This is a genomic window from Lujinxingia vulgaris (genome assembly GCF_007997015.1).
GTDB lineage: Bacteria > Myxococcota_A > Bradymonadia > Bradymonadales > Bradymonadaceae > Lujinxingia > Lujinxingia vulgaris.
This window is the reverse complement of sequence record NZ_VOSM01000012.1, coordinates 61787-88038: the sequence shown is the minus strand read 5'-3', so window position 1 is coordinate 88038 and position 26252 is coordinate 61787. Positions and strand designations below refer to the sequence as shown.

At 65.6% G+C, this 26252-nt stretch carries 16 protein-coding genes; 9 read left to right on the top strand and 7 right to left on the bottom strand.

All coding sequences use genetic code 11. From position 1 onward, the window contains the following. Positions 1 to 223: 223 nt before the first annotated feature. Together FRC98_RS18300 and FRC98_RS18295 are read right to left on the bottom strand one after the other, a co-directional pair. Positions 224 to 2815, bottom strand: coding sequence for an MYXO-CTERM sorting domain-containing protein (locus tag FRC98_RS18300; protein WP_146982872.1), 2592 nt, complete (start codon positions 2813 to 2815; stop codon positions 224 to 226). Between the two features lie 238 nt (positions 2816 to 3053). Next, a complete protein-coding gene (locus FRC98_RS18295; protein ID WP_146982871.1) occupies positions 3054 to 4457 on the bottom strand; it encodes a leucine-rich repeat domain-containing protein in 1404 nt (467 codons plus the stop codon). 259 nt (positions 4458 to 4716) lie between these two features. Here FRC98_RS18295 and FRC98_RS18290 point away from each other — a divergent pair, with 259 nt between their 5' ends. After that, positions 4717 to 5169 (top strand): DUF5684 domain-containing protein, encoded by a 453-nt coding sequence (locus FRC98_RS18290; protein ID WP_230467769.1) that lies wholly within the window; start codon positions 4717 to 4719, stop codon positions 5167 to 5169. Between the two features lie 247 nt (positions 5170 to 5416). Next, positions 5417 to 7345 carry a polysaccharide biosynthesis protein gene (locus FRC98_RS18285; RefSeq protein WP_146982870.1) on the top strand — a complete coding sequence of 643 codons (1929 nt, stop codon included), beginning with the start codon at positions 5417 to 5419 and terminating at the stop codon, positions 7343 to 7345. A 32-nt stretch (positions 7346 to 7377) separates the two neighbouring features. Here the strand turns inward: FRC98_RS18285 and FRC98_RS18280 are convergent, their stop codons facing one another. Then, positions 7378 to 8667: a glycosyltransferase family 4 protein gene (locus FRC98_RS18280; protein WP_146982869.1), complete on the bottom strand. Its 1290-nt coding sequence runs from the start codon at positions 8665 to 8667 to the stop codon at positions 7378 to 7380. 115 nt (positions 8668 to 8782) lie between these two features. Here FRC98_RS18280 and FRC98_RS18275 point away from each other — a divergent pair, with 115 nt between their 5' ends. Continuing rightward, complete coding sequence (locus FRC98_RS18275; protein ID WP_146982868.1) at positions 8783 to 10105, top strand: hypothetical protein; 1323 nt, start codon at positions 8783 to 8785, stop codon at positions 10103 to 10105. Here FRC98_RS18275 and FRC98_RS18270 read toward each other — a convergent pair. Beyond that, positions 10089 to 11207 carry a NeuD/PglB/VioB family sugar acetyltransferase gene (locus FRC98_RS18270; RefSeq protein ID WP_146982867.1) on the bottom strand — a complete coding sequence of 373 codons (1119 nt, stop codon included), beginning with the start codon at positions 11205 to 11207 and terminating at the stop codon, positions 10089 to 10091. The two genes, FRC98_RS18275 and FRC98_RS18270, sit on opposite strands and share 17 nt — an antisense overlap. Positions 11208 to 11581: 374 nt before the next feature. Between FRC98_RS18270 and asnB the strand changes: the two genes are divergently transcribed. Continuing rightward, a complete protein-coding gene (asnB, locus tag FRC98_RS18265) occupies positions 11582 to 13558 on the top strand; it encodes an asparagine synthase (glutamine-hydrolyzing) (protein ID WP_146982866.1) in 1977 nt (658 codons plus the stop codon). A gap of 2 nt (positions 13559 to 13560) precedes the next feature. Here the strand turns inward: asnB and FRC98_RS18260 are convergent, their stop codons facing one another. From FRC98_RS18260 to FRC98_RS18250, 3 genes are all read right to left on the bottom strand, one after another. Then, on the bottom strand, positions 13561 to 14586 hold the full coding sequence (locus tag FRC98_RS18260) for an alpha-ketoacid dehydrogenase subunit beta (protein WP_146982865.1): 1026 nt from the start codon (positions 14584 to 14586) through the stop codon (positions 13561 to 13563). Then, positions 14583 to 15608: a thiamine pyrophosphate-dependent dehydrogenase E1 component subunit alpha gene (locus FRC98_RS18255; protein ID WP_146982864.1), complete on the bottom strand. Its 1026-nt coding sequence runs from the start codon at positions 15606 to 15608 to the stop codon at positions 14583 to 14585. Before FRC98_RS18255 ends, FRC98_RS18260 begins: the two co-directional genes overlap by 4 nt. A gap of 68 nt (positions 15609 to 15676) precedes the next feature. After that, positions 15677 to 16789, bottom strand: coding sequence for a glycosyltransferase (locus FRC98_RS18250; RefSeq protein ID WP_230467767.1), 1113 nt, complete (start codon positions 16787 to 16789; stop codon positions 15677 to 15679). A 322-nt stretch (positions 16790 to 17111) separates the two neighbouring features. Between FRC98_RS18250 and FRC98_RS18245 the strand changes: the two genes are divergently transcribed. From FRC98_RS18245 to FRC98_RS18230, 5 genes are all read left to right on the top strand, one after another. Further along, the gene (locus tag FRC98_RS18245) at positions 17112 to 18503 is read left to right on the top strand and encodes a formylglycine-generating enzyme family protein (RefSeq protein ID WP_230467772.1); all 1392 of its coding nucleotides are present in this window, start codon (positions 17112 to 17114) and stop codon (positions 18501 to 18503) included. Positions 18504 to 18605: 102 nt separating this feature from the next. Further along, complete coding sequence (locus FRC98_RS18240; RefSeq protein WP_230467766.1) at positions 18606 to 21848, top strand: formylglycine-generating enzyme family protein; 3243 nt, start codon at positions 18606 to 18608, stop codon at positions 21846 to 21848. Positions 21849 to 21869: 21 nt separating this feature from the next. Beyond that, a complete protein-coding gene (locus FRC98_RS21750) occupies positions 21870 to 23438 on the top strand; it encodes a nucleoside/nucleotide kinase family protein (RefSeq protein WP_230467765.1) in 1569 nt (522 codons plus the stop codon). Then, the gene (locus FRC98_RS18235; protein ID WP_230467764.1) at positions 23435 to 25108 is read left to right on the top strand and encodes an FkbM family methyltransferase; all 1674 of its coding nucleotides are present in this window, start codon (positions 23435 to 23437) and stop codon (positions 25106 to 25108) included. The genes FRC98_RS21750 and FRC98_RS18235 overlap by 4 nt, the downstream gene beginning before the upstream one ends. Next, positions 25105 to 26250, top strand: coding sequence for a glycosyltransferase (locus tag FRC98_RS18230; RefSeq protein ID WP_146982859.1), 1146 nt, complete (start codon positions 25105 to 25107; stop codon positions 26248 to 26250). Before FRC98_RS18235 ends, FRC98_RS18230 begins: the two co-directional genes overlap by 4 nt. Positions 26251 to 26252 lie beyond the last annotated feature (2 nt).

Sequence of the window (26252 nt, the reverse complement as noted above, 5' to 3'; positions counted from 1 at the left end):
AACACCTCTGAACTCGGCTGCTAGAAGTACAATGTGGCGCATTTCCAGTGCAAGGAGCCCACACGCGTACAGCGGGTCGTCGAGGCCGAGGGAGGTCGCGAGGGCGATCTCTTAAACACCTACCCCATGTTTTGCACTTACGCTCCCTGAACGAAAAAGCCCCTGGCGAAGCGTAGGCTCGCCAGGGGCTTTTTAAGTACGGTTTTAGCTACCGGCCGGCAGCTTACGCGTCGCGCTTACGCCGACGGGTGATCAGCAGCCAGCCCAGCAGCAGTGCCAGGGCGGAGCCCTGACCGGAGCCGGAGGTGGAGGTGCAGCCGCAGCCGTCTTCCTGGTCGGTGATGGTGACCCGGGGGCCTTCGGGCTCTTCGGGCTGCTCTTCGTCGGCGACGAGGCGAGGGGTGCACTCGCTCCAGGGGCCCTCTTCGCCGCCGCCGATGGCGCGCACGCGTACCAGGTAGGTGCCGGGCTCGCTGAAGGTGCCTTCGTCGATGGCGATGGTGGTCTGGGCGCCCTCGCTCTGCGGGGTTTCGCTGCTGAAGACGACCTGGTCTTCGCGGCTGATCTCAAGCTCGAAGCTCAGGGCGTCGCCGTTGGCGTCGATGTTGTCGACGGTCAGCGATTCGAGCAGGCCCTCTTCGCTCATCAGGAAGTCGCCGGAGCAGCGCGCGCCCATCTCCGCGCCGATCACCGGGGCGGTCAGCGAGTCGGGGGCGCGCACGCGGAAGGACAGCGGTTCGGACCAGTCGCTCTGGGCGCCGCGATCGTCGGTGGCGCGGGCGCGCACGAAGTACTCCTGGCCGCCGGTCAGGGCCTCGGTGACCGTCCACTCGACGGCCTGAGCGGCGTCGTCGGCGGGGATTTCACCGCTGGCGACGAGCACCTCCTCAAAGCTGCTAGCCTCGGCGATCTCCATGAGGATGGCGACCGGGTCGTCTTCGGGGTCGGCGGGTTTGGTGGTGGAGATGCGCGGGGTCAGGGAGAGCACCAGCTCACCCGGGACAGGCTTGCGGATCTCGGGGATGCCCGGGGGCTCGTTGGTGGTATCGACGCGGAAGGTCTCCCAGTCGGTCCACATCCCGTAGCCGGTGGCCGGGTCGCCGTCGAAGGCGCGCACGCGCCAGTAGACGAGCGCGTTTTCGGTGAGCGCTTCGGTGCGCCACTCGGTCTGGCCCTCGGCGCCTTCATCGACGGTCACGTCCTGGCCGACTTCGCTCTCGGTGGAGTTCTCGCGCACCATGACGTCGTAGGTGAGGAGATCTTCGTCGACGTCGACGGCGTTCTCCCAGCTCAAGGGCACAGCGTTGATGCTCACGCGCTCGCCAGCGATGGGGCTGAGCAGTACGGGGAGGCCGGGGGCCACGTTGACCTGCTCGACGGTGACCACGACCGTGGCCTCGGCGGTGTATTCGCCGTCGCTGACGATGAAGGTGATCTCAAAAGGTCCGTTGGGCGCGGCGGTCTGCGCGACGTCCCAGGTGTAGACGTCGCCCTGGTCGCCGGGGGCAAGGGTGCCGGCGACCTCCTGGCCCAGCGCGTCGAGGTGCACGACGCTCACATCGAGCACGTCGCCGTCGATGTCGCCGTAGATCATGGAGAACTCGACGAGATCACCCTCCGAGACGGTGATCTCGGCCGGCAGCGGGGCTTCTTCATGGCTGACCTCGATGAAGGGGCGGCGGTTGCCCATCTCCACATCAAAGGCGTAGCGGCCGGCGGATTGCTGGCCGGCGCCGGTCCAGTCGGCGTCGCCAAAGGTGCTGACGACGAAGCAGTGACGGCCGCCCTCAAGCTCGCCAGTATCCAGCAGGCTGGAGAGGGTGCCGCCGGCCGGATCGTCGTCGTTGGAGGCGATGAGCGCCGGGCCGGCCGGGTTCCAGACCGAGAGGATGGGATCGACCCAGGGGTGCTCGCGGGTCTGGCCGTCGACCTCGATCAGCGCGCGGGCGCGGGCGATGAGGCGATCGCCGGGGTCGACCTCCACACAGTAATAATCCACATCGGAGCCACGGGGGGTGATGATGGCCCCCTCACTGCTGTAGGGCAGGGCGTCGATGGCCACGCCGGCGGCCGCCTCGTTGTTGGGCTCGTTGGCGTCGGCGCCCATATCGACCAGGGGGAAGTTGCCCAGCGCGCCGGCAGAACTTTCGGTGACGCTGAAGGGGCCGTCGAGCACCTGGGTCTCATAGCGCCCCAGAGGATCGTAGAGGAGCAGGCGGTAGCTGTGGCCGTCGCCGGTGGAGATCAACCCGCGCATCGAGAAGGCGCCGCTGACCGGGCCCTGCTGCTTTGTAAAATGGTTATGGTGGTAGCGATGATCGACGATGCTCTCGGCGCGCACCCCGATGCCCTGCAGGCCCACGCCGGCCGGGGAGGTGATGCGGCCGTCGAAGCCGCCGGTCAGGGGCAGGTAGACGTTAAGATCGGCCAGGGTGTCGCCCTCGGTGACCTCGATCACGTCGGCATCCGAGAAGAAGAGGCCCTCGCTCATCGGCTCGGCCTCATCATACCAGGTGTCGCCGTAGTGGCCGGTGAGGCCCGGGCCCATGCGCGCGTCGATCTTGTAGGTGCCCGTGGCCACGCCTTCGAACTGGTAGGCGCCGCCGGCTCCGCTGGTGATGGTGTCGACGATGCCGTAGCCCTTCTCCCCGGCCTTCCACAGGCGCACTTCCATGTTGGAGACGGCGGTGCCGGCCTCGGCTGAGAAGGTCGCGCCGCTTAAGGTCGCCGCAAACGCCGGCGCTCCGATCAGCGTTACCGCCGCCACACACCCGGCGCCCAACCAGCCCCGGTACTGCAGGTATCTTTTGCTCATCGCTCTCTCCTCACGGTGGGCTTTGTCGGCGTCACTCGCTGCGCGGAAACACAGAGGAGGCGCCGCTGCATCAAAGCCCGCGTTGACTCAAAATGTTACAAAAATCGAGGTAAGAGAGAGCTTAGCGCGCCTTGGGTCTTGACACAACGCACCGGGCGATTAGCGCCTCCTCCCCCAAACGCGCGATTCCCCCTTTTTTCAACAGGATGCGGCCTCGGTGGCCGCCTTGGTGACAGCCTCAGCTGCAGCTGTCGGCCAGGTTGCCGCCGGAGGCAAACTCACCCTCCCAGCCCTGGTCTTCCAGCTGCTCCTGAATCTCGAGCACCTGGCAAATGGACAGCAGCGGGTTGGCGCCGATCGACACGTTGGCCGCCACGTCCTGCAAGGAGGGTAAGCTCACGCTGACCAGGGCGTCGTTCACCCCGATGCTCAGGTTGTTTCCGACCGAGGCCAGCGCGGGCAGATCGACGGCGATCATCCCCGGGTTCCCGCTCAGCGCGAGGTTATGACCGACCGCCTGCAACGCATCGGACTCCACGACAAGCGCGGCGGTGATCCCGGTGATGTTAATGAGCCCGTGGACCTGCTGCAGCGCATCGATCTCCAGGGTGTCGAGCAGGGGGGTGGTCGAGACGCTAAAGGTCAAGTTCGAGCCCGAATCTCCCAGCGCGCCCTGCTCCTGGAGGCGAGGCATGGAGAGGATTTCCAGGCGTTCATTGGAGTAGAGCGAGAGGCTCTGGCCGATCTGCTCAAGTCGTCCCAGCACGATGCGATCGACCTGCAGCCCGCCGAACATCAGCGTGCCTCCCACCGTGCGCAGCGACCCCAGGCTGAGCTCAAGGAGCGAGGAGAGGTTGAGCAGGGAGAGATCGCCCACCACCGACTCCAGAAGAGGCATGCTCACGGACGTGATCGTGGTGTTGTTGGAAAAAAACACCGAGCCGCCCACCTGACGAAGCTCTGGAAAGTAGAGGGAGCTTGCCTCGGTGTTGGAGATGGTCATCGCCCCGCCGATGGTCTCGAGCACCGGCAGGTTAATCGAGCGCAACGCGGCGTTACCCGAGCCCATAAAGCCCTGGCCGATCGTCGTCAGTGAGGGCAGCGAGATCGACTCGGTGGTGGAGAGGCTGTTGATCATCACCGTCCCGCGCACCTCGCGCAGGGCGGGAAGCTCAATGGAGGTCACGTTGTCGGTGTTGACCTGGAAGGTGAGCCCGCCGGTGATCTCGGTGTAGGGGCGCGCGGCCTCCACGTCGGCGGCGTTCTCCAGGATCAGGGAGCCCTCGTAGATCAATTCTTCATCGCCGCCATCGGGATCGTCGGTATCTGGCGCGTCGGCGTCGGGCGCGTCGGCGTCGGGATCGTCAACGTCAGGAAGGCCGCTGTCGGGATCGTCGGCATCCGGAGTATTGGCGTCGGGATTCTCCGCATCCAGAGTATCGGTGTCGGACGCATCGGCATCCGGAGCGTCGGCGTCGGGATCTTCCGAATCCTCGCGCTCGAGGCACACGCCCGCCTGGCAAAACTCGCCGACAAAACAATCGGCCGCCGAGGTGCATTGTTTGTTCTGAATGCAGCCGGAGCTGACGAGGAGAAGCGCCAGCAGCGCGGCGGTGCTCAGGGATCTGGGGATCTTCGACATAGGTGTATCCAGAGCTTTTTCTCGGCGAGTGAGGCCTCGTGGTGGAGGCGCCTCAGCCTGATCGTTTCACGAAATGTAACACGTACAGGCTGACGAAGTGTGGGCCAACAATCAACGCTGCGCCGGGCTGCCTCGACGCGGCGCAGCCTGTCGCGGGCTTGAAGTGTGAAGCGGAGCACTCTAGCGTGAGCGCGTTCCTACCTGTCAATCATGGGCGGATATCCACGACGTCTGCCCCACGCTTTTCATGGAGTTTGTTATGCTCAACGCCCTCACCTCGTTCGCGCTCATTGCCCAGGCCCAGCCCGAGTTTCCGATCGAAGATCTCATCGGCAGCGGGGTGGCGATGGTCATCCTGCTCATCTCGCTGGTGATTTCGCTGGCGCTCCTCCTGGTGATGGCCGTGAGCATGTGGAAGATCTTCACTAAGGCGGGCCAGCCGGGGTGGATGTCGCTGATCCCGGTGCTCAACGTGATCATTCTGGTGCAGATCACCGGCAAAGAGATGTGGTGGGTGATTCTGCTCTTTGTGCCCATTGCCAACCTGGTGGCCACGGTCATCATCTCGCTGGCGCTCGCGGAGGCTTTTGGCAAAGACGCGCTCTGGGGGCTGGGGCTGATCTTTTTGCCGATGATCTTTCTCCCGATGCTGGCCTTCGGCAACGCGCAGTATGTGCGCGGAGGCTACGCTCGCGCCGGCGCAAGTTTCTGAGATGTCACACTCACCTACAAAGGAGGGCCGGGGGGCGAAGCCGGGGGGCGGTGCGTGTTAAGGGGAAGAAGCGCAAGGGGGGGCGTAACGAAGCGCTACGCGGGGTGCGTTGAACTCTACCCTGGAGTCCGGTAGATCTTAGCCTCCGGTCATCGGTATCGGCGGAAGACAGCAGCGCCTTAAGGTCTCGTGCGAGTCTCCGGGGGTTTTGAGGCCCTGTCGTAGCCTCATCAAAGACGTGGTCATTATGACGTTATCATCGCTCTTCTCGTGGCTGGGGCAGCTGCCGAGGCTTCCGCGCTGGGCGCGCTTAGGCATCATCGCCTCGCTGCATCTGGGCTTTTTTGCGCTGGCCTACCTGCTCGCCTTCCTTATCCGCTTCGATTACGCGATCCCGACGCCCTACCAGACGGCGATGTGGGCGGGGCTTTTGCCGCTCTTGGCCACCAAGGCGGTGGTCTTCGGGGCGCTGCGCATGTTTCAGGGGTGGTGGAAGTATGTGAGCCTCTACGATGTGCTCGCGCTGGCACGGGCGCTGGCGCTGGCCTCACTGGCCTATCTGGCGCTCAACGTGATGGTGCTCACCCCGGCTGATTTTCCCCGCTCGATCTACCTGCTCGACTTTGCGCTCTCACTGATCTTGCTGGGCGGCGCGCGCGGCAGCCTGCGACTTCTGCGCGAGAAGCTGGCCACCTGGGGCGACGATCGCCCGGCGGTGCCGGTGCTCATCTCCGGCGCTGGCGATACCGGTGAGACCCTGGTGCGGGAGATCTCGAAGAACCGGCAGATCGTGTATCAGCCGGTGGGTTTTGTAGACGACGATCCCTACAAGCACGGCCTGCGCATTCACGGTGTGCCGGTGCTCGGCCCCATCGACAAGCTCGCGCAGCTCGTCGAAAAGCACGGGGTCGAGGAGCTGATCATCGCCATGCCCTCGGCCAGCCGCGACCAGATCCGCCGGGTGGTGGAGCAGGCGCAGCGCGCCGGCGTAAAAACCCGCATCGTCCCGGCCTTTGAAGCCGTGGTCGAAGGCAAAGTCTCGGTCAACGCGCTGCGCGACGTGGCGATCACTGACCTTCTGGGGCGCGCGCCGGTGGAGCTGGATACCTACGCCATCGGCCGCTCGCTGGAAGGGAAACGCGTGCTTGTGACCGGCGCCGGCGGCTCCATCGGCTCGGAGATCTGCCGGCAGGTGGTGCGTTTTAACCCCGAGCGCCTCATCTTGCTGGACTGCGCCGAGACGCCCCTCTTTTTCATTCATCGCGAGCTCAGCGAGCAGCACGACGACAAGCTCTTTGCGGCCATCGGCAACGTGACCGACGCGGAGCGCATGCGTCAGGTCTTTGAGCAGCATCGCCCCGATGTGGTGTTGCACGCCGCGGCCTACAAGCATGTCCCGCTGATGGAGGAGCACCCGGCGCTGGCGGTGCAGAACAACATCGGCGGCACCGAGATCGTCGCAAACCTTGCCGCCGAGTATAAGGTCGCGCGTTTTGTGCTCATCTCCACCGATAAGGCCGTCAACCCCACCAGCGTGATGGGGGCGACCAAGCGGGTGGCCGAGCTTCTGGTGCGCCACCTCAACCACACCTGCGCCACCACGCGTTTTAGCGTCGTGCGTTTTGGCAACGTGCTGGGCTCCAACGGCAGCGTGATCCCCATCTTCCGCCAGCAGATCGCCCGCGGCGGCCCGGTCACGGTGACCCACCCGGAGATGACCCGCTACTTTATGACGATCCCCGAGGCCACCCAGCTTGTGCTGCAGGCGGCGACCTTCAAGCAGGGCGATCTTTTCATTCTGGATATGGGCGAGCCGGTTAAGATCGTGGATCTGGCGCGCGATATGATTCGGCTCAGCGGGTTTAGCGAAGACGAGATCCCCATCGACTTCTGCGGGGTGCGCCCTGGCGAGAAGCTCTTTGAGGAGTTGACGCTGGATCGCGAGGAGGTCGACACCACGGCGCACGCCAAGATCTTTATGGGCAAAGAGCCCGCCGACCTGCTCGTGGAGATGGAAGACGCCTTCGACGCGCTGATGAGCGCGGGCCGCGCGGGCGACGATCAGAGCGTGCGCGCGGGGCTGGAAGCGCTGATTCCGACCTACCGACCGAGCGCGCCGTCGAGCAAGGTGATTCGCATTGAGAGCGGGCGGCATAAGGCGCTGAGCAAGGTGTAAGGCAGGCGACGATTTGTGCGTTTCAAAGCGCCTCAGGGCTCGGCGTCGGCCGACTCTGAGGCGTTTTGCGTTTGAGGGGTTGGGAGCGCTTGCGAATCGGCTGCGTGGGGCTCCGTGGCCGAAGGTGGGGCGTAGGCCGGCGCCTCGAAGCGGACTCCCGCCAGGCGGGCGTAGAGGGCGTGGTAGCGCGCCACGATGGCTCCCAGAGAGAAGTTTTCGACGATACGCCGGCGTCCTTTCTGGCCCAGCTGCCGCCTCGCCACCTCGTCCATCGCCAATAGCTCGCTTATCGCCCGCGCCAGCTGCACGCTATCTTGAGGTGGCACCACGCGCCCGGCTTCACCTAAAAGCCAGGCCGCATCGCCCACGTCGGTGACCGCGGCGGGCACCCCACAGGCCATCGCCTCACCGACCACGTTGGGGAAGCCCTCACTCTTCGAGCTGAGCACCGCCACATCAAACGCAGCGGTGATGCGCGGGATGTCGCGGCGCTCCCCGAGCAGGATCACACGATCGTGGAGATCGAGGGCGCGCAGCTGGTCCATCAGCTCGACGTTATCCTCGGTGAGCCCGCGTCCCACGAGCACCAGGCGCGCCTGGGGGTGCTCGGCGGCCACGATCGTCATGGCGGCGAGGAGGTTGGGGTGATCTTTGATGGGATGAAGCCTGCCGACCATGCCGATGAGTGGCGTGGCGGTGGGAAGCCCCAGCTCGCGGCGCACCTCGCGGTAGTCTTCCTCGGAGGGCCGAAAGGTGGCGGTGTCAAAGCCGTTGGGGATCACCTCATCGCGCCGCTCACTGTAGCCCAGCGCGCGGTGCTGAATGCGGCTGAGCCGGGAGTTGTAGACGATGGCGCTGGCCTGCGGGCTCAAGAGCCCGCCCAGGCGAATCACCGCCTGGGTGCCCCGGCTCTCATCGGCCAGGTCGTAGACGCACTGGCGGATGTTCCAGGCAAAGGGGCGGCCCAGGCCGGCCATGATCCCGAGGTTGGCGTGGTACATCCAGGCGTGAATCACGTCGGGGTTATGATGCTCGACCAGCCGGCGCAGTCGAAAGAGGGCGGCCGGAGTGGGGCGTCCGCGGTTTAGGTTCAGAGTCTCAACCGGAGCGCCGGCGGCTTCCAGGCGCTCGGCCATCTGACCGCGATCCATCAGGCTTATCACCGTGGTCGGAAAGCGGCGGGGATCGCGGCCTTCTATCAGGCGAGTCAGCATGGTCTCGGCCCCCCCGGTTCCCAGGCCGGTGATGATGTGGCATACCTTGACCGGTCGCCCTGCCGTTGAAGTCGAGGTCGAGGGAGGACCTGATTGCGTGGCGTCCATGCGCGCTTCCTGCGTGGTTGAAGAGGAAGGCGCGGATAAAAAAGCCGCGCCTCGATGTTACTCCCCGCGCCGCCCGATGCGATGGGCCAGACGTTGCCCCGGAGAACTCGCCAGGATGTTAGAACTAATCCCCAGCTTCGTCACGATCCTCTTCGGGGTGGGAGCCCTGGGCCTTGCGCTCCGGGGCTACGTGCGCCGTGAGCAGGGGCTGATCGTCGGCGCGTTTGCGCTGCACCTCTTCGCCGCGCTGGCCCAGGTCTTTATCACGCGCGACTACTACGGCTACGGCGACATGCTCTCGTTTTTCCGCCACGGCGGCGTGGTCGCCGATGGCATGCGCGAGGACTTCTGGGCCTTTGCTCCCGATGCGGTGGCCCTGCTCTTCCAGCAGCAAACCATCCATTTCGGCTGGCTCGATGAGTCCAGTCCGGCGACCGCCACGATGTACGGCATCGGCTCCTGGCTCAATTACCTCACCCAGGGCTCCCTCTACGCGGCGTGTCTACTGGTGGCGATCGGCTCGTTTTTCGGAAAACTGGCGATGTTTCGGGCCTTTCGCTCCCTCTTCCCCGAACACCTGCATCAGCGGATGATCGTGGGCATGATGTGGATGCCCTCCACGGTGTTCTGGTCCTGCGGCATCCTCAAAGAGAGCATCGCGATGATCGGGCTGGGGGCGGCGACCTACGGGTTGGTGCGGCTGACCGACACGTCGAGCTCCACGCTGCGGGCGAGCCTTGCGCTGGGGGTGGGGGCGGTGATCATGGGGCTGGTCAAAACCTATATCCTGGGGCCTTTCGCCATCGCTGCGGGGGCCTGGTACTACTGGCAGCGCGGGCTGCGCTTGAGCGGCGGGCAGGCGCTCACGCTGCGCCCCTTCCATTTCGTGGTCGCCATGGCCCTGGCGATGGGGGTGGTGATCGGCATCGGGCAGATCTTCCCGCGCTACGCGCTCGATAACCTGGTTGAAGAGGCCAACCACCTCCAGGAAGTCGGGCAGCGCGTCACGGGTGATTCAACCTACGCCCTGACCAGCACCGCCCCCACCAGCGCCGCCGGCCAGCTCGCCCTTGCACCACTGGCGCTCATCACCGCCCTGGCGCGGCCCTTTATCTTTGAAGCCAACAACATCATGGCGCTGATCAGCGCTCTGGAGATGAGCTTCGTGCTGGGACTTTTGCTCCTTGCGCTCTATCGCCGGGGGGCGCGCGAGAGCTGGCAGGTGATCATGCGCTCCCCGCCGCTGGTCTTTGCGCTGATCTTCGTGTTGCTCTTCGCGCTGGGGGTGGGGCTGACCACCACCAATATGGGGACGCTCTCGCGCTATCGCATCCCGATGATGCCCTTTTATATGATGCTGCTCTTTGCGCTCCTGCCGATGCGCGCGCCGCGTCAGCCGGTGCGACTGCGGCGCCAGCGCTTCAGCGCGAGGCCCTGATCACCTCACCCGGGGCCACATCGCTCATGATGTGCACGCCGTTGGCGATCATCGCGCCCTCGCCAATGGTCACACCCAGGTAGACGGTTACGCCCATGCCGACCACCGCGCCGGCGCCGACTTTGACGTTGCCGGCCAGGATCGCGCCGGGAGTGATATGCGCGTGGGAGCCGATCTCACAGTCGTGGGAGACGACCGCCCCGCTGTTGATGATCGTGTTATCGCCCAGGCGCACCGTGGCGCTGACCACAGCCCCGGCAAAGATCTGGTTGCCCAGGCCCATCGTCACCGACGCCGAGACGCTGGCGTCGGGGTGAATCAGGTTGGGCACATGAAAACCGGCGTCCACGAGCTTTTGATACAGGCCGACGCGGCGAGCGTTGTCGGTGACGGCGCCGATGCCGAGCGCGGCCAAACGTACGCCGGCCTGGCGAAGGGTGGTGAGCTCGGCGCTGCTTCCAACAATCGGTACGCCTAAGACATCGAGCGGCGGGGTGCGGCCGTCGTCGAGTGCGGCCAGGAGCTCCCAGTCCGGGCGGCCCTGACGGATCATATCGATGAGCACCCGGGCGTGGCCGCCCGCGCCGTACATCACCATCTGCTCGGCGCTCGGGCGCACCTGCAGATCGCTCAGGTGCACCCTCCCCGCTCCGACTGCACCTTCGGTGGTTTTTTGCACATCTTCTGCTTGCGACTGACCTAAAAGCGCCCGCACATCGCGCTCACGCACCACCCCGGTGAGACCGGCCTCATTCAAGTCCAGGCCGTGGGCCTCGGCCAGCTCTTTTGCTTTGCGCGTGGCCCGAAAATCGCCGCTCTCGGCGGCTTTTGCGGCATCATCGGCGCTGAGCTCATAGGCCTCATCGGCCGTGGCCGTGAGCACGCAGAGCAGCGCGCCGACCTCCACCCGACTTCCCTCCTTCGTCGGCCACTCGCGCACCACCCCGGCCGCCGGCGCCTCCACATCAAAAGTCGCCTTGGTCGACTCCACCGTGCAGAGCACATCGCCCTTCTGGACCTCGTCGCCCACGGCGACCATCACCTCGACCAGCTCCAGCTCATTTTCGTTGGCGTTGAGCAGCGGGACTCGCACAATTTCCATCGGGGTTCCTTTGTTCGTTCGGTGAATCTGCACGCCTGCCAATACTCGCACCGGGAGGATGGCCGACCTCGCCAGCGTATACAAGGCTCGCCAGAGCTCAACCCGGGGATTCCTCGCCCTCACCGCGGCGCTTTAAAACATCGCGTAACAAAGATGGTCCGTGCCTTGTCGCAAGGCGCAGCTTAAACTGCAGCGCAGGCACGCGCCGCCTGCGCCCGGTCGCCTGACGAGCGCCCGGCAACGCAGCCGCGATGTCCGCGGGCTGGAATCGCGCGACGCCCCCTCGGCTTTCATCCTCTGGAGGACGCACTCCCCGGGTGCTCCTCTCCCCTTTTTGCCGATCGACCCAATCCCTGACACGCGAGCCCTGATCGATGTGCGGTATCACAGGTTTCTGGACCTCCCGAACGCTTCTTCATCCCCGTGAGGTGCTCAACGCGATGACCGATCGCCTGGAGCATCGCGGCCCCGACAGCCGGGGGATCCTCTTCGATGAGGCCCGGGGCATCGGGCTGGGTCACCGTCGCCTCTCCATCCTCGATCTTTCGGCGGAGGGCCATCAGCCGATGCGCTCCCCGTCGGGGCGCTACGATCTGGTGTACAACGGGGAGGTCTATAACCACGGGGAGCTGCGGGAGCGGGTGCAGCGCGCCCGGCCGGAGATTCGTTTTCGGGGCGGCTCCGACACCGAGGTGCTGCTGGCGGCGATCGACACCTTCGGGCTGCAAGAGACCCTGGAGTCGATCGTGGGCATGTTTGCGTTCGCCCTCTGGGATCGCCAGGAGCGATGCCTGCACCTTGTGCGCGATCGCCTGGGCATCAAACCCCTTTATTACGGGGTGCAGGCCGGCGCGCTGCTCTTTGGCTCGGAGCTCAAGGCGCTGCGGGCGTTTCCCGAATTTTCACCCGCCATCGATCGCCAGGCGCTGGGTGATCTTCTGCGCTTTAACTCCATCGCGGCGCCCCGCTCGATCTTTGAGGGTATTTTTAAGCTGATGCCCGGCCAGTGGCTCACCTTTGAGGCCCCGGACCAACCTCCCCGCTCGCGCCATTTCTGGGACGCCGGGGCCGTCGCCCGGCGCGGCCTCGCCAACCCCTTTGAGGGCACAGAGCGCGAGGCGGTCGACGCGCTCGAAGCGCTGCTGCTCAAGGTTGTGGGCGATCGTATGGTGGCCGATGTGCCCCTGGGTGCCTTTTTGTCCGGGGGCATCGACTCCTCCACCGTCGTTGCCCTGATGCAGGCGCAGTCCGAGCGCCCGATCAAGACCTTCTCCATCGGGTATCACGAGGGGGCGTACAACGAAGCGGCCCACGCCGCCGAGGTCGCGCGCCACCTGGGCACCGACCACACCGAGCGCTACGTCTCACCGGACGATGCCTTTGCGGTGCTTCCCGATCTTCCCACGCTTTTTGATGAGCCTTTTGCCGACTCCTCGCAGATCCCGACCTTTCTGGTCAGCAAACTCGCGCGCGAGTCGGTGATCGTGAGCCTCTCGGGCGACGGGGGCGATGAGCTCTTTGCCGGCTACAACCGCCACCTCTGGGGGCCCCGGGTCGCCGCAATGCACCGGCTGCCCTACCCCTTGCGCCGCGCATTGAGCCGCGCGCTCCAGGCCCCACAGCCGGCCCAGATCGACACGATCTATGCGGCGGTGGAGCCCTTTTTGCCCGACGCGCTGAAGATGCGCCTCCCTGGCGAGAAGATGCAAAAAGTCGCGACGCTGCTGGGCTTGCGCGACGCCGAGGCGCTGTACCTGCACCTGCGCTCAAACATCGCCGATCCGGCCACCTACATTCGGGGCATCGACCACCACCTGCCCGCCGAGATCGCTGCCCCGCCGGGGGCCTCCGCGGCCGAAGCGATGATGTTCCGCGACCAGTGCTCCTACATGCCCGATGATGTGCTCACCAAGGTCGACCGCGCCTCGATGGCCGTCGGGCTGGAGGCGCGCGTGCCCCTGCTCGACCACCGCCTGGTGGAGTTCGCCTGGAGCCTTCCCCTGGGTTTGAAACTTCAAAACAGCACGACCAAATGGGTGCTGCGCCAGGTGCTCTACCGCCACGTACCCCAATCGCTCATCGACCGCCCCAAGATGGGATTTGGCGTGCCCATCGACAGCTGGCTGCGCGGCCCGCTGCGCCAATGGGCCGGCGATCTGCTCTCGCCGGACGCGCTGCGCCGCCAGGGTTTTCTCAACCCCGAGCCCGTGCAGAAGCTCTGGGATGAGCACCTCAGCGGCGCCAGCAACCACTCCCATAAGCTCTGGAATCTATTGAGTTTTCAGGCGTGGTTAACGCATGGCATCGAGACCCCCGAGAAGGTGCGAGGTCGCGAGGCGATGCCCGCGTAAGGTTAGCCCGATCGACACGACCTCACCAGATCGGCGACTTGCGGCAAGATCATATCTTCAAGCGATCGCGTATTCGCGATGGGATAATCGCGCGCCGCCACACGCTTCGGCGCACTTTTGAGAAGCGAAAACCCCTCGGCGCTCACCCTGGAGATCACCTCGGCGCCAAAGCCCGCGCCGGCGGTGCCCTCTTCGCAGACGACGAGTTTGCCGCTGCGTTTGAGCGAGTCGAGAATCGGCGCAAGGTCGAGCGGTTGCAGGCTCGAGGGTGCCACAACTTCGACCACAAGCTCGTCTTCAAAAAAGAGCGTCTCGGCAGCCTCCAGCGCGAGCTCCACCATCCCGCCGTAGGCCACCAGCGTGACATCGGCCCGGTCGAAAGGCTCCCAGCTCACGGTGGTGGTGGGGTAGCGCTCGGAGGTCGCGCGCGCGAAAAGGTCGCCGATGCGGCCGCCCTCGGCGCTCATCTGACGCCGGGCGTACATCAGCTTGTTTTCGACAAAGACTACCGGGCTTAAGTCATCGAGGACCGCGGCGCGCAAGAGGGCGCCGGCGTCGTGCAGCACGCTCGGGGCGACCACGTGCAGGCCGGGCATCCCCAGAATATGCTTCTCCACGCTCTGGCTATGCGTCGGCCCGTAGCCGCGGCGGGCGCCCATCGGGGCGCGGATCACGAGCGGGACGTGGACCTGGTCGTTGTACATCCAGCGGTATTTGCTGATGTGGTTGAGGAGCTGGTCGGCGGCAAGCATCAAAAAATCGCCGAACATGATCTCAACGATGGGGCGCATCCCGCGCATCGCCATGCCGGCGGCCACCCCCACAAAGCCCGCCTCGCTGATGGGTGTGGTTAAGACCCGCTCCGGAAAACGCTCCGAGAGCCCGCGGGCCACCTTAAAGGCCCCGCCGTAGGGGTCGAGCAGATCTTCGCCGATGAGCAGCACGCGCTCATCGGCCTCCATCATCGCGTGCATCGCGCCGTTTAAGGACTTGAGCACCGTGGTCGTTGCCGCTGTCGAAGTCGTCATGCTCCCTCCCCGGCGTCGCTCGCCGACGCCTCAAAAGCCATGGGCGCCGGTCGCGCCACCCTCTCATCGAGATGTCGCGGGGTGGGGAAGGGCTGCTCCCGACTCCAGCGCACCGCCGCCTCCACCCGGGCCTCAATCCTGGCCTCAATCGCCCGGGCCTCGTCTTCGTCGAGCCAGGCGCGCGCGCCGATGAGCGGCTCGTCTTTGCGAAAGCGCTCGATCTCCTCTTCCGGCCGCATATCATCGCTCTTGGAGTGGTGACAGAGGCGGTAGGTGTGAATCACCTCAAAATGCGGGCGCTGCTCGTTGCGCACCTTCGCGATGATGTCGCCGAAATGCCCAAAAAGCTCCTCGGCGTCGGTGGAATCGATCTCGCCGGCGTCGATGCCAAAGGCGCGGCCGCGGGCGACCATATCGCCCGCCAGCTCCCGCTCCACCGGTGTGGACTGCGCCCAACGGTTGTTTTCAACGACGACGAGGAGAGGCACGCTCCAGAGGCTGGCCATATTCAGCGCCTCATAAAGCACGCCCTGGCCCAGCGTCCCGTCGCCGATAAAGGCCACGGCGATGTTGCCGCTGCCCTTCATCTTCTCGGCCAGCGCCATGCCGGTGACCGTGGGCATGAAGCCGCCCTGGATGCCGTTGGTATAAAAGTTCTCAAAGCAGATATGCTGGCTTCCCCCGCGACCGCCGACCACGCCGGTGACCCTGCCCATCAGCTCGGCCATCAAGAGCTCCGGTCGGTCGCCGTAGACCAGAAAATGCCCGTGGCAGCGGTGGTTGCTAAAGATGATGTCGCCATCCTGAAGATGGTTGATCACCCCCACCGCGTCGGCCTCCTGACCGATGTAGCAGTGCGTGGTGCCAAAAAGCTCCCCCTCGCCAAAGAGCTCCAGCAGGCGCTCTTCAAAGCGGCGGATGAGCATCATCTGCTCAAAAAGTTTGGTGCGAAGCGGCCGCCCGTCGCGCTCAAAACGCGCGCGGGGGTTGGCGATATCGCCTCTCTCGACTGGCTGACTCATAGAGCGTTCTCTTCAGGGATAAAGTGCGTCGCTGCGGCGCCCAGGGACGTTTTGTTGTGATGTAGACTTCAGGATGCCACCATCCGCTGGCGATAGTGCTCGGCAATGACGCGATGGTCAAAGGCCTGCGCCCGAGACCGGGGGTCTGGCAAACCGTCGTTTTGAAGCGTTTCGGCCAGCGCCTCGGCCAGCGCTGGCGAATCATTCACAGGCACAAGTCGGCCCCATTGGCCATCTTCTAAGATCTCGCACGGACCGCTGGGGCAATCCGTTAGAACCACCTTCGCGCCCACGGCCATCGCCTGCAAGGGCGCGGTGGGGAGCCCCTCCCAGCGCGAGGACATCACATACACATCGGCCCGGGCCATATACGCATAAGGGTTGTCCACAAATCCCGGCATCTGCACCTGTTCGCTGAGTCCGAGCTGCTGAACCAACGCCTCAAGCTCGGCGCGTTTGCCGCCCTCTCCCAAAATCAGCAGTCGGCAGGGCACCTGATCTTGCAGGAGCGCCAACGCGTGGAGCAGGTTCGGATAGTCCTTCGCCTCGGTCAGTCGCCCCACGGCGAGCAGCAGGGGCATCTCGCGTGTGCCACGCGCTGTTGCAAGCCAGGGGTGGTCCACACTCTCTTCGGCGGCGGCCTCAATCGCGTCGATCTCCATCGGGCTGTAGATCGTCGAAATCTGCTCCGGCCCCACAATGTTTGCCTCGACCAGCGCTTCTCCCACGCCCCGGGAGACAGCGATCACTCCGTCGGCACGGCGGTAGGCTAGCTTCATCAGTGCCCGCAACCCCTCAGCCTTTACGTTGTCGCCCAGGCTATGCGAGACGGTGCTGGCCTCACGCACCCACACCGAGGTTTTGACGCGGGCGGCGGCGCTCGCCAGCACCGCCACGATGTTGGCGTGGGCGATGGTGCTCAGCAGGGCGTCGGGCCGCTCTTCGCGCAAGTAACGCACCAGGGGAACAAACGCGCGCAGCATACGGCCTGCCTTCAGATCGATCAGGCTCACATGCTCAGGGACCTTGTCACAGTAAGCCCCGCGCCCATCCGCGACGATCACATCGACGCGATCGCCGCCCTCGGCAAAGGCCCGCGCAAGCGTTAGCATCACCCGCTCGGCGCCTCCCCCGCCCAGCGAGGGCATAAAAAGCGCGATATGTCGGCTATCCTGACGCATCGTGATGATCCGGCCGGGCTCTGGGGTTAAACGATATGCATGGTCGCCGAGCAAAACCCCGGCCTTTGTCGGGCTATCCATAGCGTATGGCGCATCGCCTTGCTACCTCACGCATCTTCACACATGGGTGCTCCATTCCGTGCTACACTCTTTTGATTGTGTTCTCTGCATCCCTTAGGATGACGATGTCGACGCGGGGATGTAGTGCGTCATCCCTCACCACCGCGTTTTGAGCCTTCGCTTTTCTCATCCAGACGAGCCCTGTTTTATGCCGTACTTCAAAACTCGTCGCCGTGCACCGGCGTTCGCGGCCCTTTTGCTCGTGATCAGTCTGGCCGCCGGCTGCTCCTCGGAGCCCGCTCCCACCCCAGAGCCGGATAGCAGCTTCGACGCCGCCGAAGACGCTCAGCCCGAAGACGCTGACGCTCAGCCCGAAGACGCTGACGCTCAGCCCGAAGACGCTGACGCTCAGCCCGAAGACGCTGACGCTCAGCCCGGAGACGCTGACGCTCAGCCCGAAGATGCCGACGCTCAGCCCGAAGACGCTGACGCTCAGCCCGAAGATGCCGACGCAGACGCCACGGACGCCACCGACGCCGACGCCTCCGACTCGGACGCCGGCGCCACCGACGCTGATCTCGATGCCACCGACGCCGATGGGGATACAGACTCCGCAGACGCCTCCGACTCGGACGCCGACACTGACGCCGATCCCATTCTCACCGTCCCCACATGCACCGCGGACGTAGACTGCACCGAAGGCCACTGCTCCAACGGCGTCTGCACCCCCGAGGGTCATGTTTATCTGCCGCCCGCCACCTACACTCGCGGCGCCCCGACCACCGAGCGCGGCTTTCACGAAGATCGCGAGAACGGTGAGCATACCGCCGTGCTCACCCGCGGCTTCTATATGAAAACCACCACCGTCACCCAGGGGGAATGGCTGGATGTGATGGGCGGCTCCAACCCCGCCTATTTCGCCGCCTGCGGCGGCGACTGCCCGATTGAGCACATCACCTGGTGGGAGGCTCTCGCGTACGCCAACGCCCTCTCGGCCTCCGAGGGTCTGGAGGCTTGCTACAACCTCCAGGGCTGCGTCGGTCGCGCCATCGGCACGGGCTGCTACCCCACCGATCGTGATGAGGGTCAGATCTGCAGTGGTTACTACTGCGACAAGGACCTGCTGGCGCCGCTGGACCTCGACTGCAACGGCTACCGCCTGCCCACCGAGGCCGAATGGGAATACGCCGCTCGCGGCGGCACCACCACCGCCTTTATCACCCCCTCCGGCGACCTCACCGAGTGGGGCCCCTCCCCGGTTGACCCCGAGATGGATCAGATCGCCTGGTACATCGGCAACTCCGCGGTGACTTACCCCACCGGTTACGACTGCTCCACTGATCCCGACAACCCCATTCCTTGCGGCACGCACCCGGTCGCCCAGAAAGCTCCCAACGGCTTTGGCCTCTACGACATGACCGGCAACGTATGGGAGCTGGTCTGGGACTGGGCCGGCGACTACCCCGAGCCCGGCACCACCGTCACCGACCCCACCGGACCCGCAACCGGCATTGGGCGCCGCATGCGCGGCGGCACCTACGTCAGTGGCGGCCAATATCTGCGCGTGGCCTACCGCACCAAAATCGGCGAAGCTTCGCGACTGCCCTTTATTGGTTTTCGCCTGGTCCGCACCGTCACTCCCGCTCAGGATTGATCGATGATCCCCCTGGTTCGACCTACGTCACACCCCGTCACATCACCCAAACGCGCCATCCTAACCGGCGCAGCCCTGACACTTCTCACCGCAGCTTTTGCGATGGGCGTGAGCAGTTGCTCCCCCCTCGATAGCGAGATCAATGTCTGCGACGGAGAGGGTTCACTGGCCGCCCAACCCGGCGACGGCTGCGGCCCCTGCGGGCTCGACAGCCTCGTCTGCGGCGAAGACGGCTCGCTGGTCTGCGACGGGGAGACCCGCTGTGAGATCGGTGAGGTCTGCGAGTCCGACAGCGAATGCGGCGACTACGTCTGCCACGCCGGGCGCTGCGCCCCCGAGGGCATGAGCTTTGTGCCCGCTGGCGCTTTTGAGATGGGCTCTCCCCTGGGGGAGATCGGCCGTATCGACGGCGAAACGCTGCATGAGGTCGCCATCAGTCGTCACTTCCTCATGGATACCACCGAGGTCACCCAGGGCGAGTGGCAAGCGCTGATGGGCTACAACCCCTCGTTTTTCCCCTGGTGTGGCGAGTCCTGCCCGGTCGATAGCGTCAACTGGCTGGAGTCGTTGGCCTATGCCAACGCCCGCTCCGAGGCCGAGGGACTGGAGACCTGCTACGACCTCTCAAGCTGCGTGCGCGAGCCTGGAAACCGTTTTAGCTGCGATATCGAAGCGATCGACCTGGATCTGGACTGCAGCGGCTACCGCCTGCCCACCGAGGCCGAGTGGGAGTACGCCTACCGCGCTGGCACCACCACCGCCTATTACACGGGCAACCCCTCCTCGCGCGTGACCTGCGAGCAGCCCGAGCTCGATGACACCGCCCAGTATTGTGGCAACTGCCTGACCGACCAATCCCCCTCCTACGACTGCTCCAGCGATGGCCTGCGACCGCATATGCCCGCGGCCTGCGGCCCCGCCCCGGTAGCATCCCGAGATCCCAACCCCTGGGGCCTCTTCGACATGTCCGGCAATGTCACCGAATTCGTCTGGGACGCCAAAGGCCCCTACCCCGAGTTTGCCATCGACCCGACCGGCCCTGAGCCCAACGGCCGCATCGGCATCCGCGGCTCCAACTTCTGCGGCCACCAGGCCCGTCTGCGCGCCGCCGACCGCAAGTTCACCACCCCCACATACGCCGACGCGGTCAACGGGGTGCGCTTGGTGCGCACGCTGCGCAAGGCCGATGAAGACGAGTTCTCGCTGGATTCCTTCTACGACAATGGCTGCGGCGGCCTGGAGCCCATCTCGCCACGGCCCGGATCCCCCTGCGGTCCCTGCGGCCTGGACAGTTACACCTGCGAGGGCACCGACAGCGTCGTCTGCAGCGGCTCCACCGAATGCGACCTGGGTGCTCCCTGCCAGAGCGACGCGGACTGCGGCGGCCTCACCTGCACCGCCGGAAGCTGCACCCCCGAGGGCATGGCCTACCTTCCCCCCGGCGATTTCTTCATGGGCTCGCCAGGCTCCGAACTTGGGCGCTCCAACGATGAGGGGTTGCATCGCGTGGGCTTGAGCCGCCATGTCTTCTTGCAGACCACCGAGGTCACCCAGGGCGAATGGGAAGAAGTCATGGGCTACAACCCCTCCTACTTCACCGGCTGCGGTGATGATTGCCCGGTGGAGAGCATCACCTGGCTCGACGCTCTGGCCTTTGCCAACGCATACTCCGAGGCCCAGAACCTGCCCCCCTGCTACGATCTCTCCGAATGCACCGGCGTCCCCGGCGACGGCCTGCGCTGCCCGGCCGAGAACCTGCAGAGCGCTCTGGACTGCGAAGGCTACCGCCTGCCCACCGAGGCCGAGTGGGAGTACGCGTATCGCGCCGGCACCTCCACCACCTACTATAACGGCGATCCCGATGACCGCACCGCCTGCGAGCAACCCCTGCTCGAGGAGATCGCCAACTTCTGTGGAAACTGCTCGGTCGACTACGAGCAGACCTTTGACTGCTCCGGCGAGGGCTCCCGGCCTCATCTTCCTACGGACTGCGGCACACGCCCCGTGGCGAGCTTTGAGCCCAACCCCTGGGGCCTTTTCGACATGGCCGGCAACGTCGACGAGTACGTCTGGGACGCCGCCGACGCCTACCCCGCCTTCGCGCTTGACCCCACCGGCCCCGAGCCCACGGGGACCGTGGGGATCCGCGGCTCGAACTTCTGCGGGTACCAGTCCGTCTTACGTGCCGCGGATCGAAACTTCGCCTCCTGGACCCGCGCCGCCTCCTCCTCCGGGCTTCGTCTGGCGCGCACCTGGCGCAAAGCAACCGAAGAGGAGTTTTCGCTCGATGAGATCTGCAACAACGGCTGCGGCGGTTGCGTGCCCCTCGACGCCCCCCCCGGTACCCCCTGCGGGCCCTGCGGCGCCGATGCGTACGTCTGCGACGGCGAAGACGCCACCGTCTGCGATGGCCAGACCGTCTGCAACCCCGGCCAGTTCTGCAGTTCCGACAGCGACTGCCCCGGCTCGAACTGCTCCAACGGACATTGCGCACCCCCCGGTTTTGTCTACGTGCCCGAGGGAGAATTCACCATGGGCTCGCCCGTCAGTGAGCCCAGTCGCGAGGATCTGGAAGAGCAGCATCAGGTTACCCTTACGCGCCCCTTCTTGATGCAAGCCACCGAGGTCTCCCAGGGGCAGTGGCGCCGGCTGATGGGCAACAACCCCTCGACCTTCCGCCTCTGCGGCGATGACTGCCCGGTGGAGACCGTCACCTGGCTCGACGCCCTGGCCTACGCCAACGCCCTCTCGGAGGCTCAAAACCTGGAGACCTGCTACGACCTCTCTGATTGCACCGGTAGCCCCGGTAACCGCCTGAGTTGCACCGTGCAGGCCGCCAACCTCGACCCCGACTGCAAAGGCTGGCGTCTGCCCACCGAGGCTGAATGGGAGTACGCGTATCGCGCCGGCACCTCCTCAATGTTTTATACCGGCGATGCCCAGACCAACGCCCTCTGCGACCAACCCCTGCTCGACGACACCGCCAACTACTGCGGCAACTGCACCGTGGAGTACGCCGGCGCCTACGACTGCAGCGGCGGCGGCGATCGCCCCCATATGCTGCCCAGCTGCGGGCCCAAGCCCGGCGGCCAACACGAGCCCAACCCCTGGGGCCTTTTTGATATGGCTGGCAACGTCGCCGAGCTGGTATGGGACGCCTATGGCCCCTACCCCGCCCAGTCCACCGACCCTTACGGCGCCGAGCACGACGGCACCGCCTCGGTGGTTCGCGGCGCCGGCTTCTGCGGGCACCTCGCGCGCCTTCGCGCCGCCGACCGCGTCACCACCCGCTGGATCACCTCGAAGTTCGATATGGGCTTTCGCGTGGTGCGCACCCTGGACTGAGTTTCTCTCATCGACCTTCTTATGACTCCAACTTCGTCGTCGGCCTCTCTTCGGCGCGCCTTGAGCGCGCTGGAGGCGGCCGAAATCCCCCACGCCTACTTCAAAGATCCGGCCGGGCTCGGCCAGGCGCTCAAAGGCGGCCCCAAAGACTACGACCTGCTCGTCGCCCCGGGCTTTCGCGCCCGCGCTGAAACCCTCCTGCGCGAATGCGGGCTCAAGCGCGCGCATAGCTTCGCGGTGCCGCCCGTGCCCGCCACCTCCGACTGGCTGGGCTTCGACGCCGAGACCGGCGCGCTCCACCACCTCCACCTCCACGCCCTTTTGCCCACCGGCAAAGATGCGCTGCGCGACTATGCGCTGCCCTGGGCCGACACGCTGCTGGAGCACCGCCGCCTTCACCCCGACCACCAGGTCTGGGTGCTCAGCGACGCCCTCAACCTGGTGATTTTGCTGCTGCGCACCTGCGTCGAGCAAAAATTCGCGCGCCCCGACGCCTCCACCTGGGCCCCCACCGCTGAGAGCGTTGCGCGTCTGCTGGAGCTTCGCGCGCTCGCCAACAAAGACGAGGTCCTCACCCTGGCCCGCGCCCTGCTCGGGGAGCCCTTCGCAAAGGGGATGGCCTCCTGGCTCGACCCCAGCCTCTCGGGCACCCCGGCCACCCATGAGCTCGTGCGCCTGCGTCCCCTCGTGCTCGACACCCTCAAGCCCTACCAGCGCTTTCACCCGGCCGAAGCGCAGGCCCGCCGCCGCGCCCGCCAGCTCAAACTTTTAGCCGGAGCCGCCGCCCGCAAAACCCCGCTGCCGCTGCCACCGCGTCGCCGCGGCCTGCGCCTCCCCGACCGAGGGCTCATCATCGCGCTCATCGGACCCGACGGCGCTGGCAAATCCACGCTCACCGACGCACTCAACGCCTGGCTCAGCGAACTCGTGGATACCCGCCAACTTTACCTGGGCAAGGGCGACCCCGTAACCACCATTTGGCACGCCTTGGCCCACGCGAAATGGTGGGCGCTGGAGACCTTTGCACGTCGCTCCCCGCCCCCCGCCCCGGAGGTGACCGCACCTGAACACAGCGATACGCCGCCAATCCCCGAGCTCGACCTCGACGAGGTCCTGCGCTACACCCCGCCCCCGGAGCGCTCCACCGGCCGCCAGGTCCTGCGCGATCTCGCGTGGGTTTCGTTGGCCGCGCGCCATCTCCTCAACACCCGTCGCGCCCACATCACCGCCCACCAGGGCGCGCTGGTCGTGGCCGACCGCTTCCCCTTTCGCGCAAGCCACCTCGCCAGCGGACCCTCCATCCCCGGCGGCCCCGATCAGCCGCTGACCCGCCGCGTCTTCAGCCTCGCCGAAGATGCGCTCTTCAACTCCCTACAGCACTCGCCGCCCGATCTCGTCTTTCGCCTCAACATCGCCGCGGACGTCGCCTGGCGCCGAAAACCCGACCACGACATCGCCAACATCGCCGCCAAATCGCTGGCGCTGAGCCAGATCGACCCCGGCCTCGCCAGACTCATCGACCTCGACGCCACGCTGCCCCCCGACGTCCTGCTCAGCCAGGTCAAAGCCCGCATCTGGGAGGCCCTTTGACCCCCACCATCGAGTTCATCGGCCTGCCCGGCGTTGGCAAAAGCACCTGCGTGGAACGCGTCATCGAGGCGCTGCGCGCCGAAGGCCTCGACGTACGCGACCGCCACAGCGCGCGCGAGCACGTCAGCGATCTGCATCGCCAGACCCCCACCACCGCCCGCGCCCTCGATCTGCTCTCCCACCTGGCCTTACGCCCCGCCCCCTGGCTGCACGGCCTGCGCCTTACCCAAAGCATGGGGCCCCCGCACGCGCTGGGCCTTCGCCGCCTCTACGACCTAAGCCGCAAATCCCATAACACCGCACTCTCCCGCACCTCCCAAACGTGCGCCCGTGACGAGGCCTCGCTGACGATCTTCGACCAGGACATCGCCCAGGAGATCTGGAGCGTGCTCAATTTACGCCCGCTCCCCGACGACCTTTTGCTCGATCACCTCGTCGAAAGCCTCAAGCCCTGGCTCCCCGAGATGGTCGTGTGGCTCGATCTCTCCCCGGCCGAAGCCCTGCGCCGCTCCGAGCAACGCGCCCGCGCCGGCGGCCACAGCGTCGACTTTGGCTTGCCATCGCCCCCAACCTCCCACGACTATGCCCGCGGTCACGACAACTTTGAGGCGCTCCTGGCCGCGCTAAAGCGCTGCGAGGTGCACACCCTCACCCTCGACGCCGCGCTCCCCCCGAAGACGCTCGCAAAAGAGGCCCTCGACCACCTGCGCGCCTTTTTGAACGCACGAAACGACATCAACGACATCAACGAAAAACCCAGCCCTGCGGATGACGCTGTTATGAAATCCCCCCTGATCCGAACGATCCGGCGCACCTCCCAGTTTCTCTACCAGCATCGGGGCCTCGCTCGCCTTAGCGACTCCGCGCGCCGCCTGGCCGCGCGCTTCCCGCTGGTCATCGACCTCGACGACTTCGACGGGGACCTGCACTTTCGCCTTGAACTCAACGAACATATGGGCAGCCAGATCTTCTGGCGCGGCTTCTACTCCGGCCCCCAGATTCACCTCTTGCACCATCTGCTTGAGCCCGACCACGTCTTTATCGACATCGGCGCCAACCACGGCGAATTCACCGTCGTTGCCGCCCGCCAGGTCCCCCGCGGCCGCGTCGTGGCCTTTGAGCCCAACGAGGCCATCCACCGCCGCCTGCGCTTCAACATTGAGTCCAACGACTTCGACAACGTCACCCTCTCCACCTTAGGGCTGAGCGAGAGCCCCGGCGTGGCCCGCATCTACGAGGCCGCCGAGCGTTTCGACGACGGCACCACCCACCTCGGCCTTGCCACCCTCTACCCCACCGACCAGCGCGGCCAGGTCGTTCAAGAAATCGAACTCACCACCCTGGACGCCTTCGTCGAAGACGCCGGGCTTGACCGCGTCGATCTGATCAAAATCGACATCGAGGGCGCCGAACTCTCCGCGCTTAAGGGCGCCCACACCGTGCTCTCGGGGTTTCGACCCAACATCATCCTGGAGCTCAACCAGGGCACCTGCAAAAGCGCGGGCTACACCATGGATGATCTTCTCGATCTGCTCGCGGACTACGGCTACACCTTTTTTGAGATCGTCGCCGACCCGGCCGGTTTTGCGCTCAAGGCGCTTGATCGCCAGACACTCAAATCCTTTCAGAACATCGTCTGTTTGCGCCCCGCCCGCGCGGAGGACGCATGAGTCAGAGGCCCAAAACGATCGCCGAATCCCGCGTCCTCCTCTACATCCCCTCGCTGCGCGGCGGCGGCGCGGAGCGCTCGATGATCAATCTGGCCCGCGGCCTCGTGGAGGCTGGCGCCCACGTCGATCTGGTCGTCTCCATCGCCGAGAGTGACTACGCCGACGAGCTGCCCCCCGAGGTCTCCCTGCACATCCTCGACGTGCGCCGCGTGCTCAAGGTGATCCCGCATCTGGCGCGTCAGATTCGCCGCCTCAAACCCGACATCATCGTCAGCCGGCCCTACCGCTCCAACCTTTTGATGCTCGCGGCTGCCGAGCTCGCCAGATCCCGCGCCGCCCGCATCCTCATCGTCGACAATACCACCACCCAGGAGATGGCGCTCGCCAGCGGCACCGCCCGCGGCCGCCTGACCAACCTCGTCGATCTCGGCCTGATGCGCCGCCTCTACCCCCGCGCCTTTAAGATCGTCGTCGTCAGCCGCGGCTCCGCCGACGATCTTGTGCACCTCCTCGAGCTCCCCGACGCCATGGTCGAGGTGATCTACAACCCCGTTGAGATCGACCATATCCAGACCCTGGCCGAAGAACCCGTCGAGCACCCCTGGCTCGATGACGCCATCCCGCTCTTGATGACCGCCGGCCGGCTCGCAAAGCAAAAAGACCACCCCACGCTGATCCGCGCCCTGCACAAACTCAATCAAACCCGACCCACGCGTCTTATGATCTTCGGCCAGGGTCCTGACCAGGCCGCCCTCGAAGCCCTCATCGACGAACTCGACCTCCAAGATCGCGTCGCCTTGATGGGCTTTACCCCCAACCCCTTCCCCTTCATGGCCGCAGCCGACGCCTTTGTGCTCTCCTCGGCCTGGGAAGGCTTAGGCAATGTGCTTATCGAAGCCATGGCCGTGGGCACCCCGGTGCTCTCCACCGACTGCCCCCACGGCCCCGCCGAGCTCCTGGCCAGCGGCCTCCACGGCGAACTCACCCCCGTTGGTGACGCCACCGCCCTGGCGCACGCGATCGAGCGAACGCTCGACGCTCCCAGAGATCCCGAGCGCCTGCGCCGTCGCGCCGCCGAGTTCGACCGCCCCGCGATCTTGGAGCGCTACCTCTCGATCTTTAACGATGCACTGACCCGTTAAGC